Source organism: Gluconobacter sp. DsW_056, from assembly GCF_002153595.1.
Taxonomy (GTDB): Bacteria; Pseudomonadota; Alphaproteobacteria; order Acetobacterales; family Acetobacteraceae; genus Gluconobacter; species Gluconobacter albidus.
Window position 1 is genome coordinate 133,590 of the sequence record NZ_JOPF01000004.1, and the last position, 17,026, is coordinate 150,615.

General features: G+C 59.5%; 20 protein-coding genes. 7 read left to right on the forward strand and 13 right to left on the reverse strand.

The window, feature by feature from the left end; genetic code table 11:
• Positions 1 to 37 precede the first annotated feature (37 nt).
• Positions 38 to 520, forward strand: coding sequence for a Holliday junction resolvase RuvX (gene ruvX, locus HK22_RS03725; RefSeq protein WP_062028730.1), 483 nt, complete (start codon positions 38 to 40; stop codon positions 518 to 520).
• Positions 521 to 733: 213 nt separating this feature from the next.
• Positions 734 to 883, forward strand: a complete 150-nt coding sequence (locus HK22_RS15065; protein WP_158093536.1) for a hypothetical protein — start codon at positions 734 to 736, stop codon at positions 881 to 883.
• On the opposite strand, the gene HK22_RS03730 is transcribed toward HK22_RS15065, so the two are convergent.
• From HK22_RS03730 to HK22_RS03750, 5 genes are read right to left on the reverse strand one after another with little or no spacing between them, the layout of a single operon-like run.
• A complete protein-coding gene (locus tag HK22_RS03730) occupies positions 884 to 1,720 on the reverse strand; it encodes a transglycosylase SLT domain-containing protein (protein WP_062107410.1) in 837 nt (278 codons plus the stop codon).
• A 49-nt stretch (positions 1,721 to 1,769) separates the two neighbouring features.
• A complete protein-coding gene (locus HK22_RS03735) occupies positions 1,770 to 3,551 on the reverse strand; it encodes an aminopeptidase P family protein (protein WP_086648388.1) in 1,782 nt (593 codons plus the stop codon).
• On the reverse strand, positions 3,548 to 4,078 hold the full coding sequence (locus HK22_RS03740; RefSeq protein ID WP_086648480.1) for a GNAT family N-acetyltransferase: 531 nt from the start codon (positions 4,076 to 4,078) through the stop codon (positions 3,548 to 3,550). Before HK22_RS03740 ends, HK22_RS03735 begins: the two co-directional genes overlap by 4 nt.
• Positions 4,079 to 4,092: 14 nt before the next feature.
• Positions 4,093 to 4,998, reverse strand: coding sequence for a 50S ribosomal protein L11 methyltransferase (locus tag HK22_RS03745; protein WP_062028723.1), 906 nt, complete (start codon positions 4,996 to 4,998; stop codon positions 4,093 to 4,095).
• Positions 4,998 to 7,232 carry an ATP-dependent helicase gene (locus tag HK22_RS03750; RefSeq protein WP_086648389.1) on the reverse strand — a complete coding sequence of 745 codons (2,235 nt, stop codon included), beginning with the start codon at positions 7,230 to 7,232 and terminating at the stop codon, positions 4,998 to 5,000. The genes HK22_RS03745 and HK22_RS03750 overlap by 1 nt, the downstream gene beginning before the upstream one ends.
• 27 nt (positions 7,233 to 7,259) lie before the next feature.
• On the opposite strand from HK22_RS03750, the gene HK22_RS03755 reads away from it, so the two are divergent.
• On the forward strand, positions 7,260 to 7,949 hold the full coding sequence (locus HK22_RS03755; protein WP_086648390.1) for a JAB domain-containing protein: 690 nt from the start codon (positions 7,260 to 7,262) through the stop codon (positions 7,947 to 7,949).
• A 1-nt stretch (position 7,950) separates the two neighbouring features.
• A complete protein-coding gene (gene radC / locus HK22_RS03760; RefSeq protein WP_369827198.1) occupies positions 7,951 to 8,697 on the forward strand; it encodes a RadC family protein in 747 nt (248 codons plus the stop codon).
• A 4-nt stretch (positions 8,698 to 8,701) separates the two neighbouring features.
• On the opposite strand, the gene HK22_RS03765 is transcribed toward radC, so the two are convergent.
• The 6 genes from HK22_RS03765 to rpmE all read right to left on the reverse strand — a co-directional run bounded on the left by HK22_RS03765 (position 8,702) and on the right by rpmE (position 12,303).
• Positions 8,702 to 9,826 carry a 5-(carboxyamino)imidazole ribonucleotide synthase gene (locus HK22_RS03765; protein ID WP_086648391.1) on the reverse strand — a complete coding sequence of 375 codons (1,125 nt, stop codon included), beginning with the start codon at positions 9,824 to 9,826 and terminating at the stop codon, positions 8,702 to 8,704.
• On the reverse strand, positions 9,823 to 10,347 hold the full coding sequence (gene purE / locus HK22_RS03770) for a 5-(carboxyamino)imidazole ribonucleotide mutase (protein ID WP_062028712.1): 525 nt from the start codon (positions 10,345 to 10,347) through the stop codon (positions 9,823 to 9,825). The genes HK22_RS03765 and purE overlap by 4 nt, the downstream gene beginning before the upstream one ends.
• On the reverse strand, positions 10,348 to 10,548 hold the full coding sequence (locus HK22_RS03775; protein ID WP_011253895.1) for a YdcH family protein: 201 nt from the start codon (positions 10,546 to 10,548) through the stop codon (positions 10,348 to 10,350).
• Between the two features lie 119 nt (positions 10,549 to 10,667).
• Complete coding sequence (locus HK22_RS03780; protein ID WP_062028710.1) at positions 10,668 to 11,252, reverse strand: DUF1013 domain-containing protein; 585 nt, start codon at positions 11,250 to 11,252, stop codon at positions 10,668 to 10,670.
• A 208-nt stretch (positions 11,253 to 11,460) separates the two neighbouring features.
• Positions 11,461 to 11,919: an Hsp20 family protein gene (locus HK22_RS03785; protein ID WP_198945474.1), complete on the reverse strand. Its 459-nt coding sequence runs from the start codon at positions 11,917 to 11,919 to the stop codon at positions 11,461 to 11,463.
• Between the two features lie 156 nt (positions 11,920 to 12,075).
• The gene (rpmE, locus tag HK22_RS03790) at positions 12,076 to 12,303 is read right to left on the reverse strand and encodes a 50S ribosomal protein L31 (RefSeq protein WP_062028708.1); all 228 of its coding nucleotides are present in this window, start codon (positions 12,301 to 12,303) and stop codon (positions 12,076 to 12,078) included.
• Positions 12,304 to 12,492: 189 nt separating this feature from the next.
• Between rpmE and mscL the strand changes: the two genes are divergently transcribed.
• Positions 12,493 to 12,951, forward strand: a complete 459-nt coding sequence (mscL, locus tag HK22_RS03795; RefSeq protein WP_062028706.1) for a large-conductance mechanosensitive channel protein MscL — start codon at positions 12,493 to 12,495, stop codon at positions 12,949 to 12,951.
• An 8-nt stretch (positions 12,952 to 12,959) separates the two neighbouring features.
• Positions 12,960 to 13,343: a hypothetical protein gene (locus HK22_RS03800; RefSeq protein WP_233142375.1), complete on the forward strand. Its 384-nt coding sequence runs from the start codon at positions 12,960 to 12,962 to the stop codon at positions 13,341 to 13,343.
• Positions 13,344 to 13,384: 41 nt separating this feature from the next.
• Here the strand turns inward: HK22_RS03800 and secF are convergent, their stop codons facing one another.
• Positions 13,385 to 14,323 carry a protein translocase subunit SecF gene (gene secF, locus HK22_RS03805; RefSeq protein WP_062028701.1) on the reverse strand — a complete coding sequence of 313 codons (939 nt, stop codon included), beginning with the start codon at positions 14,321 to 14,323 and terminating at the stop codon, positions 13,385 to 13,387.
• Between the two features lie 5 nt (positions 14,324 to 14,328).
• Entirely contained in the window at positions 14,329 to 15,870 is a 1,542-nt protein-coding gene (gene secD / locus HK22_RS03810; protein ID WP_086648482.1) for a protein translocase subunit SecD, read from the reverse strand.
• A gap of 159 nt (positions 15,871 to 16,029) precedes the next feature.
• Here secD and HK22_RS03815 point away from each other — a divergent pair, with 159 nt between their 5' ends.
• The gene (locus HK22_RS03815; protein WP_086648393.1) at positions 16,030 to 17,025 is read left to right on the forward strand and encodes a Gfo/Idh/MocA family protein; all 996 of its coding nucleotides are present in this window, start codon (positions 16,030 to 16,032) and stop codon (positions 17,023 to 17,025) included.
• Position 17,026: the final 1 nt, after the last annotated feature.

Sequence of the window (17,026 nt, forward strand, 5' to 3'; positions counted from 1 at the left end):
GGCTTTTCAGCCTTCAGGGGGATCATAACGCCGTGCTATGCCCCTGTTCAATCCACATGATCTCCGTAATCTCGTTCAATCCGGTCAACGCATCCTCGGGCTTGACCCCGGATCAAAGACCATCGGCGTCGCGCTGACGGATGTTTCTCTCATGCTGGCCTCTCCCCTGATCGGCCTCAAGCGCAGAAAACTGGGAGAAAATGCACAGGAACTTGCCAAAATCGTGCTCGCACAGGACGTTGGCGCTCTTGTCGTGGGGCTGCCACTTTCACTGGATGGATCTTTTGGTCCCGCTGCACGCGCGGCGTCCGATTGGACACAGGCTTTGTCAGAACGGCTCGGGATTCCCGCGGGACTGTGGGACGAACGCCTGTCTTCCAGCGCCGTTAACCGCTTTCTGATCCAGGATGCCGACATGACACGCGGCCGCAGAGCCGAGGTTGTCGACAAGATGGCCGCCGCCTATATGCTTCAGGGCTGGCTCGATGCGTCACGGCCTGAGGTGCCGGAAATTTTCTAGTCAGGAGGGACGCTTCACGCGCCTTTGTTTCCGATCAGAGTCGAGCGGGAAGACGTGTTGGCCAGAATACGGAACCACGTCCGGGCCGCCATGGCGCCAATCAGCAGGAAAAGCAGGAACTTCATGATTTTTCTCCAGTCATGACGTACAAAACGAACCGGATTGGTCCGGGTTCTCCTGCAGAAAATTTCAAAGTGTAAGGTGAGCCGTCACATGATGTTTCGCGTGTTGATCGTAACGCTTTTTCTAGGACTGTCGGCCTGCGTTCACCACCCCGATGATGAGGGAATTTCCGTCACCCACCATCATGCGTCGTCGCATGGAGCCTATGCTGGAGCAGGTGCTGGCTGGTCTGGATACTGATCAGCGTTGTCGCCATGCCAGACGAACCGGCATGGCGCGATAGGAGGCAAGATCCCGTCCACCATGCATGGGCACAGTGCTTCCAGCCTGCCCGACTGCATGATGGATGATGCGAGGCGGGGGGGCATAAGACACCATGTGAACAGACGGCATGGCTTCCATACGCGGCGTCGGACGTTCGGAAAATCCGGATTGCCTGTTCAACGCAAAATAAGGAGCAGGTCTGGCAGTTGGAAGCATGGCCTGAAGGCCTGACGCCGTCATCACGACCTGTGGCAGAAAGTCTGGGGGCCGGTAGCTGTCGGGTTGTCCGTTCCAGATGGCCAGCACATGACGGGCATAATCCGCACCAAGAGCCGGGGTAAGGGAATGATAGGCAGCCGTCGCTGCCGGCCAACCCTGAAGCTGATTATGCAGTCCGGACAGAAAACGGGCGCCGTAACGGGCATTGCTGAACGGGTCAAAAGCATCTTCGAGCGAGAAAAAAGCGTCCGGATGATGATGCAGGTTGATCTGCATACAGCCCACATCAATCGAGACGATGCCGTGCGCCTGGAAATCCCGCACTGCTGCAATGGCTTCGTCCTTGCTTTCGTAGAAATAACCTTTTCCGGCCGCATTCACGGTCCAGGGCCAGGCGACAGTCGCCGAACCGTTCGGGTCCCGCCGTCCGCTCTCCACCCGGCTGATGGCGTCGAGAAGACGAGACGGAATACCAGTCTGCTGTTCGGCGGCCTGCACCGCCGCCTTACAGATGGACGCAGCATCATAGGCCTGCGCAACCGGCACCCCGGAGAGCGTCACGGCCGCGGCAAGGAGGCGAACTTTCCCGATCATTTTTCTGCTTATGACCGGGAAAAGTAAAAAAACAGTTATACCTGCAACTTTATCGGAGAAGCGGTTTGCAAACCTCCACGAGCCACTCTGCAACCTCTGGCTCGACATGCGGGGAGACCCGCATCTGGACCTCCGCATGATAGGCGTTCAGCCAGTTCAGTTCGGCATCATTCAAAAGCGCCACATCAATCAATCTGCGATCAATCGGCGTATAGCTGAGGATCTCGAACTCCAGAAACGCGCCCTTGCTGCCCCTGAACGAAGACGGACGCACCAGCATCAGGTTCTCGATCCGGATGCCGTATTGCCCTGGCTCGTAATACCCCGGCTCGTTGGAAACGATCATGCCTGCTTCAAGCGCAACAGGACGCGGCGCAGGAGAAATGTTCTGCGGGCCCTCATGAACGGACAGATAGCTTCCGATTCCGTGTCCGGTCCCATGATCGTAATCCATGCCCACCTGCCACAGGGCTGCCCGTGCCAGAACATCCAGACGGTGACCGGTCGTGCCGGATGGAAAACGGATGCGAGAGAGGGCGATATTGCCCTTCAGAACACGCGTGAACGCCTCACGAACATTGGACGGCGGTTCCTGATCCCCTACCCACAGCGTGCGGGTGATATCGGTCGTACCGAACGGGTACTGGCCACCGCTGTCGATCAGATAAACACTTCCGGCTTCCAGAACCCGGTCATGACCAACCTGCGCGCGATAATGCGGGAAAGCACCATTCGGTCCAACTGCGGAAATGGCATCGAAGCTCTGTTCCCGATAGTCACTGGAGCGGGCCCGCAGGCTATCCAGCCGCGAGACGAGATCCGTCTCGTGCTGGCCCATCCCCGATACCGTCAGGGAATACAGGAACCGGGCCATCGCCACACCGTCATGGGCATGAGCCTGCCGTGCACCTTCCTGTTCAGTACTATTCTTGATCGCCTTCGGAAGCGTGCACGGATCCGTTCCATCCACGACCGTCGCTCCGGCCGTCTGAAGCGTAGTATCGAACCACACAGCCGTGGAGACGGGATCCACGCACACCGTTTTGCCACTAAGCGCCCCAAGACGCTGCGCCAGTTCCGCGGGGGTATAGACTGTCACACCCGACCCACAGATATCCCTGACACCCGCCGACAGGCGCTCCGATGAAACAAACCACTCGGCGCTCCCATCCGCATGCAGGATCGCATAACCCTGCGCGACAGGCGTGAGAGGAACATCGCTGCCACGAATATTCAGCAGCCATGCCAGCGACGTGCAATCGGCAATAATGACCGCGTCATGTCCATCCCTACTTAGGATCTGCCCAAGACGCAGACGCTTGTCCGCACTGCTTTCCCCTGAAAATTCCAAGGGTTGCGGTATAACCTGACTGGCCGGAGCAGCAGGACGATCTGTCCAGGCTTGGTCGATGGGATTTTGTGACAGCGGAACGAGCTCAACACCCGATGTCTGCCATGAGGTCAGCATGGACTGACTGACCAGACGCGGGTCATATCCAACCTTCAGCCCTTTTGCATGCTCGGCCAGCCAGTCGCCAATCGGCTCGAGCGCGACATGCCGACGCTCCCACAGATCATGTGGAACCTGCTCTTCCAGTTGCACCGTGTAACGCCCGTCAGAAAACACTGCGGCCACATCAGGCAGAATCGCGGCAAGACCGGCACTCCCCGTAAAGCCCGTCAGCCAGGCCAGCCGTTCGGCACAGGGGGCGACATATTCGCCCAGATATTCGTCACCACGCGGAATGATGAAACCGTCAACACCCAGCGGTTTACAGGCTGTGCGAACGAGGGCAGGGCGCTCGTTGAGCGGGATGGAGGACAGGGTCATGAAAAGTCCTTTTCCACAGAAGACATATCGTCGAGGCAGAGTGTCATGAATAACAGATCCAGCCAGCGGTCACGCTTGCGACCGACCTGAGGGAGCGTGCCACTGTTCCGGAAACCAAACTCACGGTGCATTGCGACGGAAGCGGTGTTGTCAGCTGTAATCACGGCCACCATGACGTGAAAGCCCGCGCCTTTTGCGTGGTCGATCAGAGCTTTCAAAAGATGACGGCCAATGCCCCGGCGCTGTTGATCGGGGGACACATACACCGAGTGCTCAACCGTGCGGGCATAGCCTTCATAGGATCTGAAAGACCCGTAAGAACCATATCCGGCAATCGCACCAGCCGGATTGATGGCGACAAGCACGGGGTAGCCCTGCGCCAGCCTGTCTTCAAACCACTGACGCCGCTGCTCCAGCGTAAAGGGCGTCGTGATCCAGAGGGCGTCGGTGTTTTCAATGGCGTCATTGGTGATACGCAGGATGGCCGGAAGATCATCAACGCTGGCCTTGCGAATCAGGGGCAGCATTCCCGGCGTTCCCATCACCCGCGGCGGCGCAGGATCAGCGTGGCCCAGTCGCCCTCACGCAAAATACGCTCCAGCACAAGACCCTGACGCTGATGCGCCACCAGAACCATCCGTGCCTGACTATAGAGCAGCCCAGCCAGAATGGCCGTTCCGTTCGGCGCAAGGTTCAGCGCCAGAGACTGCGCCATCCGGCACAACGGACGGGCCAGAATATTTGCGAAGACCAGATCATACGGCGCCTTGGCGCGCACGGCCTCGGTCTGCCAGCCATTGCCGAAACGGCAGTCCAGCAGATTGCCCTGACCATTCAGCCGCGCATTGAGCTTTGCCGTCCGCACGGACCAGGGCTCGATATCAACGGCCAGAACGGGGCGGTGCAGCAATTTCGCCGCTGCCATCGCCAGAATGCCGGACCCACAGCCCATGTCCAGAATACGCTGCGGCTTGCGATACGCGACCATTTCCAGCGCCCGCAAACAGCCGCGTGTGGAACCGTGCTCGCCTGAACCGAAGGCAATTCCGGCATCCAGCGTAATCGTCAGACGGGACTGATCGGGCGCACCATGCAGGTGGGTGCCGCGAATGGCAAAGCGCTTGCCGACATTCTGCTGCGGGAAGGATTCGTAAGTCCGGGCCAGCCAGCCTTCAGATTCGGTCGGAGTGCGTTCAAGCTCCGCCTCACAGCCAGTAAGAATCCGCGCGACCGCCAAGGCATTTTCGAGCTCGTCTTCCTTGAAGCCCGTGTCCTTCACGCCTTCCACGCGCCAGTATTTCTGCGCGTCGTCGGCTTCGAAAATACCCACCGTTTCGCAGGCACACATCAGGGCCTGCTCGAACAGGGGAACGAAAGGCTCTTCAACCGTGATGGACAGGGTTTCGAGCGCACTGGCATGGCGACGGCCAATGCTGCGGGGTGCCATCACGATCTGATCTCCACAAAGTTCGACATGACGCGCTTGACGCCACCGTTTTCAAAATTGATGTGCAACTGCGGTCCGTCGGCACCGATAACCGTGCCTTCGCCGAACCTGTGATGAAAAACCGTCGCTCCAATGGCGACAGTCGGTTCCGGCTTCACGTCATGAAGCTTCGGACGCGGAGCGCGAAACCCGGACGGACGGGTGCTGGTCAGTGGGCCGGAGGCGAACATGGACGGTGCCGTCGCAGCCTGACGCCGCGTCTCAAAGGCCTGTCCATTCATCTGGACATACTCGGACGGAATTTCCTCAATAAAACGGCTCGGCATCGAGGATTGCCAGTTCGCATAGATCCGTCGGCTGGCTGCATGCAGCACGATGGCCCGACGCCGCGCCCGCGTCAGCCCGACATAAGCGAGCCGGCGCTCTTCCTCCAGCGCCCGGTTTCCGCCTTCGTCAAGCGAACGCTGGGACGGGAACACGCCTTCCTCCCAGCCCGGCAGGAACACCGTGTCAAACTCCAGCCCCTTGGCGCCGTGCAGCGTCATGAGGCTGACCTTGTCATCGGACGTCTCGCTTTCGGTATCCATGACGAGTGCGACATGCTCCAGAAAACCCTGAAGCGTTCCGAATTCGCCAATCGCGCGCAGAAGTTCACGAATGTTGTCCAGACGTCCCGGCGCCTCGACGGAGCGGTCGTCTCGCCACATCTGAAGATAACCGCTGTCTTCAAGAAGCTGCTCGGCCGCAACGACGTGGCCTTCGGTCTCAAGCGTTGCCTTGGCGCGATGAAACGCCTCCATCAACCCGTTCAACGCCTCCTTCGACTTGCCCTTGAGCAGCCCTTCCTGAAGCTGCCAGTTGACAGCCGCGCTCAGAGGCCCCGGAAGAGCGCGCGCCTGGGCATGCAGCTTCTGCACAGCCACGGCGCCCACCCCACGTTTGGGAACATTGATGATCCGCTCGAACGCCAGATCATCCGCAGGCTGAGACAGAACGCGCAGATAGGCCAGACAGTCCCGGATTTCGGCGCGCTCGTAAAATCTCAGCCCGCCCACGACGCGATACGAAATACCGATCAGCATCAGCCTCTCTTCAAACGGTCGTGTCTGAAATCCGGCCCGCATCAGGATGGCGATTTCCGAAAGCGGATGCCCGTCTCCGCGCAGGCGCTCAATGGCGCCGCTCACGATTCGGGCTTCCTCGTCCGAATCACGAACGCCGATGATCTGAACCTTCTCGCCGTCCGCATCCTCACGGCCCGGCCGCAACGTCTTGCCCAGCCGTCCCTCGTTATGCGCAATCAGCCCGGCAGCGGCAGCGAGGATCTGTGCCGTCGAGCGATAATTGCGCTCCAGACGCACGACCTCAGCACCCGGAAAATCTTTTTCGAACCGGAGGATATTCTCAACTTCCGCCCCGCGCCAGGAATAGATGGACTGATCATCATCCCCCACGCAGGCAATGTTGGACGGTCCATGCTCACGCTTTGCCAGAAGACGCAGCCACAGATACTGAACCGTATTGGTATCCTGATACTCATCCACGAGAATGTAGCGGAAACTCCGATGATACTGCGCCAGCACATTCGGCTGGTTCCGCAGGATTTCCGTCATGTGCAGCATCAGATCGCCGAAATCGCACGTATTGAGCGCAATCAGACGCTCCTGGTACGCCCGGTAAATCGCCAGCGCATGTCCATTCGCAAAATCGGAATCCTCCGCCGGTGTCACCCGGTCGGGCGTCAGTCCGCGATCCTTCCAGCGCTGGATGATCCCCATGAGCTGGTTCGGGGGCCAACGCTTGGTGTCAACCTTCCAGGGCTCCATGATCTGCTTGAGCAGGCGGATCTGATCGTCTGTGTCGAGGATATTGAAGCTGCTGGTCAGCCCGACATATTCCGCATGCCGCCGCAGCATCCGTGCACAGATCGCGTGAAACGTTCCCAGCCACAGCCCTTCCGCAGGTTCTCCCAAAATCGCGCTGACACGCTCGCGCATTTCACGTGCGGCCTTGTTCGTGAAGGTCACGGCCAGAATCTGGCTCGGATAGGCGCGTCCGGTCAGGAGAATATGCGCAAAGCGCGTTGTCAGGACGCGCGTCTTCCCCGTTCCCGCACCAGCCAGAATGAGGAGCGGGCCTTCAGTCGTCTCGATGGCGCGTCTCTGCTCCGGGTTGAGGCGTGAGAGATACTCGGGCGTCGAGGCGGGCGGGGAGAAAGAGAGGTCTTGCGGCACCCTCCCGATATAGAGTGAGATACCGTCATGGCCAACACCTATCCCCGCATCGACCTGACACGCGGCACCGGTCCACAGGGGCACCGGGCCAGAATGCGCGCCCGTGTGCTGAACACCGGGGCGAGTACGCTGGCCGATTACGAAATTCTGGAAATGCTTCTTTTCGCGGGGATTCCGCGCAAGGACACGAAACCGCTCGCCAAAGGCCTGATCGGACATTTCGGCAGTCTGGTCGAGGTCTTTCGTGCTCCGACACAGTCCTTACGGGCCGCGGGCCTGAAAGACGACGCCATCCGCGTCCTGCGCCTTCCAGGCGTTGCGGCTGAACGGCTGGCCTCCTCGGAACAGCGCGAACGCCCAACGCTCGGCAACTGGGATCAGCTCGTGACCTATCTCGATCAGGCACTTGAAGGCGGCATATCAGGACAGCTCCGGCTTCTGTATCTCGACAACCGCAATCGGCTTCTGGCGGATGAGACCGCGCCTGACGCCGACACGCCGACAGAACGCAACCGCGCCATCGCCATCCGGGCGCTCGCATTGCACGCCACGGCCCTGATCGGATTCCACGTCCGCCCGACCGAGCGTCCCGCAGATCTGTCACAGGCGGCCCGACAGCTGGATTTCGCAATGCGCCCCCTGTCTATCACACTTCATGATGTGCTCATCACAGGCGAGGCCCCCCCCTCCAGCATGCGTCAGGGAGGGTTGCTGTAGAATGAACAGCGAAACGAGCGGCTTTTCAGATGCCATGGTGGGGCTGTCATCGGGAGATCTGAGGCAGATTGCGGCCATGACCGAGTCTTCTCCCGGGCTGGAACCACCGCTTGCTCTTCTGACAGGGCGCGGACGTCATCTCGACGATGCAACCCTGCTGCATCTGATGACGGTCCTCTTTACAGGGCGTGCGGCGGGGAGTGGGGAGCTGTCACACACGCTCCTTGCCCGTTTCGGATCACTGGGCGCCGTTCTCTCCGCCAGCAATCGCGAGCTTGAAAGCGTCAACGACATGGGTACGCATATGGTGCCCATGATCCGCCTCCTTCAGGAAGCGGCCCTGCGCTACAACCGGGCGCGCCTGCCGCCCGAAGATGTTCTCGATAGCGAACAGAAACTCCTCGATTACCTGACGGCCCGACTGGCACGCGAAAACATTGAGCAGTTCCGGATCCTGTTTCTCAACGACAAGAACAGTCTGATCGCTGACGAGGCTCAGGCCAGAGGCACGGTCAATCACACGCCCGTCTATCCACGGGAAGTCGCCAGACGTGCCGTGGAAATCGGCGCAAGCGCTCTGGTTCTGGTTCACAACCATCCGAGCGGCGATCCAACCCCCTCGGAAGCTGACATTCAGATGACCATGCAGGTTCAGGCCGCCCTTGATGTGGTCGGCGTCACGATCGCGGATCATTTCATCATCGGCAACGGCCGCCACACCAGTTTCCGGCGCAACAATCTGCTCTGAAGTTTCAGCCGCGGGGCGGAAGAAGCCCTTCAAGCGCAAGCTCGCCGGGAAGGGCACCTCGTGGGAAAATGGTGTTTACATGCCCCATTTTCCGGCCTTCGCGCGCCTCCGACTTTCCATAAAGATGAAGCGATGCTCCGTCTGTCGCGAGAATGGCCGGAACGCGCGCCATGTCTTCCGGACCGATGAGGTTGTGCATGACCGCATCGGAATGGCGGCGTGCGGGAGGCAGCGGCAGACCTGCAACAGCTCGCACATGCATTTCGAACTGATCCACCAGACACGCATCCATGGTCCAGTGACCGGAATTGTGCGGTCGGGGCGCAATCTCGTTCACCATGAGGTTCCCATCAGCCGCGTGGAACATTTCCACGCCCATAATTCCGACCAGACCCAGCGCTTCTGCAATCCGGGCTGCCATATCCTGCGCCTGTCGGGCAATGTCAGGCATGACCCGGGCAGGCGCGAGTGTTATGTCCAGAATGCCGTTCCGATGGCGGTTTTCAACTGCATCAAAACACCGCACAGTCCCGTCCAGAGCACGAACGACCATCACGCTGAGCTCACGCTCGAAGTCGATCATTTTCTCCGCAACAAGCGGGTAGGGGAGATTGTCCAAAGCTGCCAGAGCTTCGGCATCCGGCACGCGGAACTGCCCTTTACCGTCGTAACCAAAGCGCGTCGTCTTGAGAATCAGCGGAAAACCAAGTGTTTCCAGCCCGGGCAGATCCTCGGGACCATTGACCGCATGCCAGGGTGCGAGGCTGACACCGATTTCGGACAGGCGCGTTTTTTCCGTAATCCGGTCCTGACTGATCCGCAGGATTTCGCCCGCCGGCCGGACAGGACGGTGCTTCTCCAGCAGAGCCAGACCTTCGGCACTGATATTCTCGAACTCGAACGTCACCACATCACAGCGTGAGGCAAAGTCCTCCAGAACCGCCGGATCGTCATAGGCCCCCACCGTAACGGAAGCAGCGACTTCCGTGGCCGGGCTCGGAAATTCGGGGCTCAGAACATGCACGTGATAGCCAAGCTTCGATGCGGCTACGGCAGACATCCGACCAAGCTGGCCACCACCAATAATCCCGATCGTATTGCCGGGTACAAAAACATCCTGTGTGTTCATTCGACAGGAACATCCGCCACGGCAGCAGTCTGCGTCGCCCGCCAGGCATCCAGACGTGCCATGACCTGAGCGTCGGAAACCGACAGGATGGACGCCGCCAGAAGTCCTGCATTGATGGCGCCAGCCTTGCCGATTGCCAGCGTGCCGACCGGAACGCCACCGGGCATCTGCACGATGGAAAGCAGGCTGTCCTGACCGTTCAGTGCCCGGCTCTGGACCGGGACGCCCAATACGGGAACGCTTGTCCAGGCCGCACACATGCCTGGAAGATGCGCAGCTCCGCCAGCGCCCGCAATGATGACATGCAATCCGCGCCGCCGCGCCGTCTTGGCGTACTCCACCAGCCGGTCGGGCGTGCGGTGGGCCGAGACAATCCGTCGCTCATGGGCAATGCCCAGATCGTCGAGAATCTCGCAGGCATGACGCATGGTGTCCCAGTCGGACTGGCTGCCCATGATGACGCCGACACGGAGGGGCGCGTCGCTCTGAAGGGTGTCTTCGGCGGAGAGGATCTGGCTCATTCAGGCAATATTATCCGGGATGAGACGGGTCTCGATCCACGAAATCTCATCTTTAAGCTGAAGCTTGCGCTTTTTGAGACGCTGAAGCTGGAGCTGGTTGAGGGGGTGATGGACGAGACGCTCGATGACAGTATCCAGATCGCGATGCTCGCTGCGCAGTTCGTGCAGACGTTTCAGCATGGCATTGTCGTCAGTCATCATGGCATCCGGTCCCGGAGAACAGTCAGGCATTGTGGAGAGACTGATTCTTTCCACTGTCTCCAATGCAGTATCATGCCTGAAGGGCACCGGACCAGTACCCGTCAGGCATTCATTCCGGATCAGGCGTGACTGTCGCTGTCCGGCACGTAGGCTTCCACGACCGGAAGGGCATGGCCCTCGCGCGCCAGTCGATCATTGGCAGCCGTGACCGCGGCATGAAGGTCGGTCTGGGTGCACAGACCAAGAATCACGGGATCGCGCGGCTTGATATTGGCACTGTTCCAGTGCTGGCGATCACGAACCTTGATGATGGTGTCCTTGGTGGTACCGAGCAGCTTGACAATCTGCGCTTCCGAAAGCTGCGGAAACTGGCGCAGAACGAATGCAATGGCGTCGGGGCGGTCATTCCGCTTGGCAACCGGCGTATAGCGCGCACCCTTGGCGCGGCGCTTCACGGGGCTGGCCGTCGGCATGATCTTCAGGCGTGCGTTGGTATCTTTTTCGCAGCGCTTGATTTCCGCTTCGGCAAGCTGGTGGTTCTTGACCGGGTCGTAACCGTTGATTCCGGCCGCAACCTCGCCATCTGCAATCGCCTGGACTTCAAGGGGATGCATGCCACAGAATTCTGCGATCTGCGTAAAGGTAAGGCCGGTTTTTTCGATCAGCCAGACGGCAGTCGCCTTGGGCATCAAAGGCAGGGTCATGTCGATGCGTTCCTTGCTGGGACACGGATGGAGCCAGCTTCCGCAGGCACCGATCAGGCGTATCCGGCGAGGAACCGATCCCGCCCGGGATATGATCGCGGCACCTGCTGGATGCTCTGCGATAATGGAAACGGGTATGGGGCACTGGAGCCGCGATGGTCAAGCACCAAAACGGAGAGGCGCGCTTTTAAGGCACGCCTCCCTCTGCTTACGCCGTATAAACAGTTCCGGACGGCGAAATCTGCCCCTCTCCGCTTCGAACGGGGATGCGGCGGGGCCTGGCAGCTTCCGGCACAACCTGCCGGACCATAATGGACAGCAGACCATTTACCAGATCCGCCTGGTCGATTTCCGTATGATCGGCCAGCACGAAACGGCGCTCGAAAGCCCGCGTGGCGATACCACGATGCAGCCATTCCCGGTCACGGCTGTTTTCGGGAACGCTGCCACGCACGACAAGAGTATTGTCTTCCTGAACGACATCTACGTCTTCAGGCCGAAAGCCTGCAAGAGCCATCGTCAGGACGTAATTCGTCTCGCCGGTTTTTTCGATATTGTAGGGTGGATAACTTGGAAGGGCCTGGGCATTGGCAACATTGCCAGCCATCGTGGCCAGTCGGTCGAAACCGATCGCGCTGCGAAACAGCGGCGTAAAGTCGTAAGTCATTGAAACCTCCTTCTGGCAGGAATCATCTGGCGCATTTCCCGATATGGCAAAATGCTATGGTCAAATCAGCCACGACCCGAACGGCATCGTGGCTGATTCTCCAGATAGGTTCCGACCTGTCCGCCTTCAAGAGGAGGCGGGAGGAGGGGCGCCGAATTACTTCGTGCGCGTACCAATGCCTGCAAAGCGCTTGTTGAACTTTGCAACCTGGCCTCCGGTATCCATCATACGCTGGACGCCAGTCCAGGCCGGATGGGACTTCGGATCAACGTCAAGACGCAGCGTTGCGCCCGGTTCACCGTAGCAGGAATGCGTCTTGTACTCGGTCCCGTCGGTCATGATGACGGTGATCTCGTGATAGTCGGGATGGATGCCGGATTTCATGAATGTCTACTCCATAAAGAAAGCTCCGATGCCGACCGGAGCGAATCATCAGGGGCGTATAACGGAAACCGCCTCCAGATGAAAGTGGCCTTTACTGGATCATGTGAGTCCGTTTATCCCTTGCAATGAAAGCGGGCTCGAATGTCAGGCCTGCGACCGTGATTTCACGGATACCAAGAAAGGTTTGATATGAGCGAGACGAAGCACGCCCTGCACACTCCGGGCTGGGTCAGTGATTTCCAGAAATTCATCATGCGCGGCAACGTGCTCGATCTGGCCGTCGGTGTCGTGATCGGTGCCTCGTTCAGCGCGATTGTCGGCAGTGCGGTCAAGGATGTCCTGACACCGTTCATCGGCCTTCTCACTGGCGGTGTTGATTTCTCGAACCTGTTCATCACCCTCAAGGGTCCGGTGAAAGACACGCTCGCCGAAGCCCAGAAGGCGGGCGCAGTAACCGTGAATATCGGCCTGTTCCTCAATGCCGTGATCCAGTTCCTGATCGTTGCATTCTTCATTTTCTGGCTGACCCGGATCCTCAGCAAGCTGAGCCGCAAGCACGACGAAGCACCTGCCGCTCCGCCGGCTCCAACCAAGGAAGAGGTTCTCCTCACGGAAATCCGCGACCTGCTGGCCCAGAAAAACTCCTGATGACAGCCATGAAAGTTTCCCGCCCAGCAGTCTGGCGCTCTGCGACGGCTCTGCTTGTAGCGGGGGGCTTTCTGGTCGGATGCGCGGCACGGCCTGAAATGACAGGAGTGCCGCCATCCCCCAATTCCCGGCTTTACGCGTATCTGATCGCGCATGGCATGGCCCGGGGAGCCGTCATGACCGGACAGATCGGCCCGGAGGGTCTGACGCGGCTGGTCACTCTGGACAAGGCCGCGCAACAGGCAACACTGAATGCCCTGAAGCTGCAAAGTTCGTCCGCGAACCGGCAGGCCGATCAGGCGCTTTCCAGCCTTCTTGCGGATCTTCCGCAAAAAACCCCTCCCATAACGGCACATCCGGCAGAACAGACACAAAAAAACCGGCTCCCCTGAGGGAGCCGGTTTTTTTGTGTCTCTCACGGGAGCAGGCCGTATCAGCCTGCATCCGTTTCCTTGCGCAACCGCTTCTCGCCCATCAGGAGCAGAAGCGGCGCCGCAATAAAGATCGACGAAGACGTTCCCACGACAATCCCGAACAGCATGACGGTGGCAAAGCCGGTCAGCGTACTTCCGCCAAACAGCGCCAGTGGCAGGGCCGCCAGAAAAACGGTCATGGACGTACCAAGCGTACGGTTGAGGGTTTCGTTGATGGACAGATCCAGCAGGTCCCGCAGCGGCATCGTCCGATACTTGCGCAGGTTTTCCCGGATCCGGTCGTAGACGACAACCTTGTCATTCGTGGAATAGCCCAGGATCGTCAGAAGGGCCGCAACCATCACCAGATCGAATTCAAAGCGCGTGATGGCCAGAAAGCCGATCGTCTTGGTCAGATCGAGGATAAGCGTCACCACGGCACTGATGGCGAACTCGCGCTCGAAGCGAACCCAGATATAGACCAGAATCATCGCAAGGCTGAAACCAAGCGCCAGCAGACCGTCGCGGAACAGTTCGGACGATACTGAAGCCCCAACGGCATCCGCGCGAAGAACCTGCGTGCCCGGCTCAGCAGCCGATATGGCGTTCTTGACACCGTCGACCAGCTTCTGGGTCTGCGCCTCGCGATCCGCACCTTCGGGAGCGTTGATCGAAATCCGAACATCACGCGGCGACCCGAACGCCTGCACGGCGTCCGGATGAATACCGGCATGGTCCAGCGCGGCGCGGAGCTTGCCGAAATCGGCAGGGCCGGGGGTCTGGGCTTCCACGATGATGCCGCCCCGGAAGTCCAGCCCGAGTTTCAGGCCGGGCTGGAAAAACAGGATGACGGAAGCAATGGAGAGGACCGCCGAAACGATCAGCCCCATGTGGCGGCCGCGCATGAAATTGATGCGCCGATCGTCACGGACAAAACGGAAAAGGGGACGTGACAGCATGACGATCAGACCGGAAGTTCTTTGGGACGGGCGAGGGCGTACCACCGCACGACCAGAAGGCGTGACAGCAGGAGGGTCGTGAAGAGGGTAGTGACGATACCGATGGTGATCGTCAGAGCGAAGTTGCGGACCGGCCCCGTTCCGAACACGAACAGCATGACATGCGCCAGAAACGCCGTGGCATTACTGTCGATGATGGTGCCGGTGGCGCGATCAAAGCCCGCCTGCAGGGCCTGAAGCGGACCCCGGCCGCGCTTCACTTCCTCACGGATACGCTCGTTGATCAGGATGTTGGCATCAACCGCCATACCCAGAGTCAGTAGCATACCCGCCATACCTGGCAGAGTCAGCGTCGCCTGGAACAGCGACAGGATTCCAACCATCAAAATCAGGTTCGCAAACAGCGCAATATCGGCATACAGACCAAATCGACCGTAAAACAGCACCATGAACACAATGACCAGAAGCAGACCGGTCAGCAGGCTGATGATACCGGCACGAATGGACGCAGCGCCAAGGCTCGGACCGATCGTGCGCTGTTCGACCACAGACAGCGGAGCAGGCAGCGCACCCGCACGCAGCAACAACGCCAGATCCGACGCGCTCCGGGCATCGAAACCACCCGTGATCTGACCATTTCCGGCCGTAATGGGGCTGATGATGTTCGGGGCTTCAATAACCTTGTTGTCCAGAACGATCGCAAAGCGCTTGCCGACATTGGCCCGCGTGACGTTCGCAAACGCCGTCGCCCCCGCACTGTTGAGCTGGAACGTCACAGCCCAGCCACCGCTCTGCTGATCAATCACCGCACCGGCATTCGTCAGGTCCGTCCCGTCGACATCGACGTGGTCCTGCACCGCAACCTGCGTATGCATGCTCTCGTCTTCAAGCATCGTCGAGCCGGGGCTCGCAACGCTCGGGTTCGGAGCGAGCAGGCGGAACGTCAGGCGCGCCGTCGTGCCCAGCAGGCTCTTGATCCGCTCAGGATTGCTGACACCCGGAAGCTCGACAACAATCCGGTCGTCGCCTTCCCGCGCAATGCTCGGGTCGATCGCTCCCGTCGCGTCGATACGACGACGAACGATCTCGATCGACTGCGCCACAGCTTCACGCGCCCGGGCCAGCATCGCTTCGTGCTGAAGCGTCAGAACGATCCGACCATCTTTTTCAGACGTCGTGAATTCATTCGGCACCACAGGCGGCAGGGACTGCATGGCCTTGAGCGCCGCATCGCGCTCGGCCACCGAACGCGGCGCAAAGCTTAGGCTCGCGGTCGCATCATCGCGGACAAAATCCCGATAGCCCAGAGAATGATCCAGAAGGGTCTGGCGCGCCTGATCCTGAAGGGATTGCAAGCGGTCATGCTCAAGGGATTTCAGATCGAGCTGAAGAAGAAGGTAGGAACCACCCCGCAGATCGAGCCCCAGATGAATCTGCCGCCAGGGCAGGGACGGTGCGGGAGAACGCAGGAAATTGGGCAGACACAGGAGCACGCCAATCAGGCAGATGCCTGCGACGCCCAGCAGTCTAAGCCGGCTGTAATACATCATATCAGGTCGAGACGTCCTCGGCGGATTTGGACAGATCGTTTTTCAGATCATTTTCTGGCCGGGACCATGCCGTTTCCGCCATGCCGATGCAACCTTTTGCCTATTTGGGCGCGCACGACCTTCCCGGAAAACAGCGTGCCTGATAAGCCTACCTCCATGAATACAGCGCAGCAGCTTCGTGTCGGTATCGTCGGAGCCGGCCATTTCGGACGGTTTCACGCCCTTAAATCCGCCTCAAACCCGGCCGAACAGCTTGTCGCCCTTTACGATCCCGATCCGGCACGCGCCGCCGTTGTAGCAACGGAAGCTCGTTGCGGAATTGCCACAAATTATGAAAATCTTCTCAAGCAGGTCGATGCCGTCATCATCGCGGCTCCGGCAGAATATCATTTTCCCCTGACCAGCCAGGCTCTCCGGGCCGGGCGGCATGTTCTGGTCGAAAAACCGATCGCTGCCACTCTGGACGAGGCACATGCTCTGGCCGAACTGGCGGCTCAGACTGGAAAAATACTCCAGGTTGGCCATCTGCTGCGCTATTCCGCCGAACACCGCGCCATCACCGAACGGATCAGAGCCCCTCTCTACATCGAGGCAACCCGCATTGCCCCATACAAACCTCGGGGGACAGACGTTTCGGTCATTCTTGACCTGATGATCCATGATCTCGATCTTGTTCTGGCAATCGTGGACAGCCCCATTGGAGAAATCGACGCCTTGGGCGCGGCAGTTTCGAGCGCGCATGAAGATATTGCCAATGCCCGCGTCAGATTTGAAAACGGCTGTGTGGCCACCATCACGGCAAGCCGGATTTCGCTGAAAACAGAACGCCGTATGCGACTGTTCTCACAGGACGGATATCTTTCCGCCGATTTTGTGGAACGCAAACTGAGCTTCATCGGTCGTGAACGGGGAATGCCTCTTCCGGGCACAGGAGGCTTCCGGCGAGAAGCCATAAGCTGGAAAGACCACGACAATCTGGCGGCCGAACATGAAGCCTTCGCCGCTTCATGCCTTCATGGCGCTCCCGTTCTGGTCGATGCACAGGCCGGGATCAGGGCACTGGACGCCGCCATCCGTGTCACGGACAGCATCCAGAGATCCAGACAGATCATGGAGCTTTCCGGCCTGATCCCAACCCTACCAGAAAGCTAAA

Excerpts from the sequence above, each read along its gene's own strand:
- ruvX (WP_062028730.1), top strand. The coding sequence starts at position 38 with ATGCCCCTGTTCAATCCACATGATCTCCGTAATCTCGTTCAATCCGGT.
- HK22_RS15065 (WP_158093536.1), top strand. The coding sequence starts at position 734 with ATGATGTTTCGCGTGTTGATCGTAACGCTTTTTCTAGGACTGTCGGCC.
- HK22_RS03730 (WP_062107410.1), bottom strand. The coding sequence starts at position 1,720 with ATGATCGGGAAAGTTCGCCTCCTTGCCGCGGCCGTGACGCTCTCCGGG.
- HK22_RS03735 (WP_086648388.1), bottom strand. The coding sequence starts at position 3,551 with ATGACCCTGTCCTCCATCCCGCTCAACGAGCGCCCTGCCCTCGTTCGC.
- HK22_RS03740 (WP_086648480.1), bottom strand. The coding sequence starts at position 4,078 with ATGCTGCCCCTGATTCGCAAGGCCAGCGTTGATGATCTTCCGGCCATC.
- HK22_RS03745 (WP_062028723.1), bottom strand. The coding sequence starts at position 4,998 with ATGGCACCCCGCAGCATTGGCCGTCGCCATGCCAGTGCGCTCGAAACC.
- HK22_RS03755 (WP_086648390.1), top strand. The coding sequence starts at position 7,260 with ATGGCCAACACCTATCCCCGCATCGACCTGACACGCGGCACCGGTCCA.
- radC (WP_369827198.1), top strand. The coding sequence starts at position 7,951 with ATGAACAGCGAAACGAGCGGCTTTTCAGATGCCATGGTGGGGCTGTCA.
- HK22_RS03765 (WP_086648391.1), bottom strand. The coding sequence starts at position 9,826 with ATGAACACACAGGATGTTTTTGTACCCGGCAATACGATCGGGATTATT.
- purE (WP_062028712.1), bottom strand. The coding sequence starts at position 10,347 with ATGAGCCAGATCCTCTCCGCCGAAGACACCCTTCAGAGCGACGCGCCC.
- HK22_RS03775 (WP_011253895.1), bottom strand. The coding sequence starts at position 10,548 with ATGATGACTGACGACAATGCCATGCTGAAACGTCTGCACGAACTGCGC.
- HK22_RS03780 (WP_062028710.1), bottom strand. The coding sequence starts at position 11,252 with ATGACCCTGCCTTTGATGCCCAAGGCGACTGCCGTCTGGCTGATCGAA.
- HK22_RS03785 (WP_198945474.1), bottom strand. The coding sequence starts at position 11,919 with ATGACTTACGACTTTACGCCGCTGTTTCGCAGCGCGATCGGTTTCGAC.
- rpmE (WP_062028708.1), bottom strand. The coding sequence starts at position 12,303 with ATGAAATCCGGCATCCATCCCGACTATCACGAGATCACCGTCATCATG.
- mscL (WP_062028706.1), top strand. The coding sequence starts at position 12,493 with ATGAGCGAGACGAAGCACGCCCTGCACACTCCGGGCTGGGTCAGTGAT.
- HK22_RS03800 (WP_233142375.1), top strand. The coding sequence starts at position 12,960 with ATGAAAGTTTCCCGCCCAGCAGTCTGGCGCTCTGCGACGGCTCTGCTT.
- secF (WP_062028701.1), bottom strand. The coding sequence starts at position 14,323 with ATGCTGTCACGTCCCCTTTTCCGTTTTGTCCGTGACGATCGGCGCATC.
- secD (WP_086648482.1), bottom strand. The coding sequence starts at position 15,870 with ATGTATTACAGCCGGCTTAGACTGCTGGGCGTCGCAGGCATCTGCCTG.
- HK22_RS03815 (WP_086648393.1), top strand. The coding sequence starts at position 16,030 with ATGAATACAGCGCAGCAGCTTCGTGTCGGTATCGTCGGAGCCGGCCAT.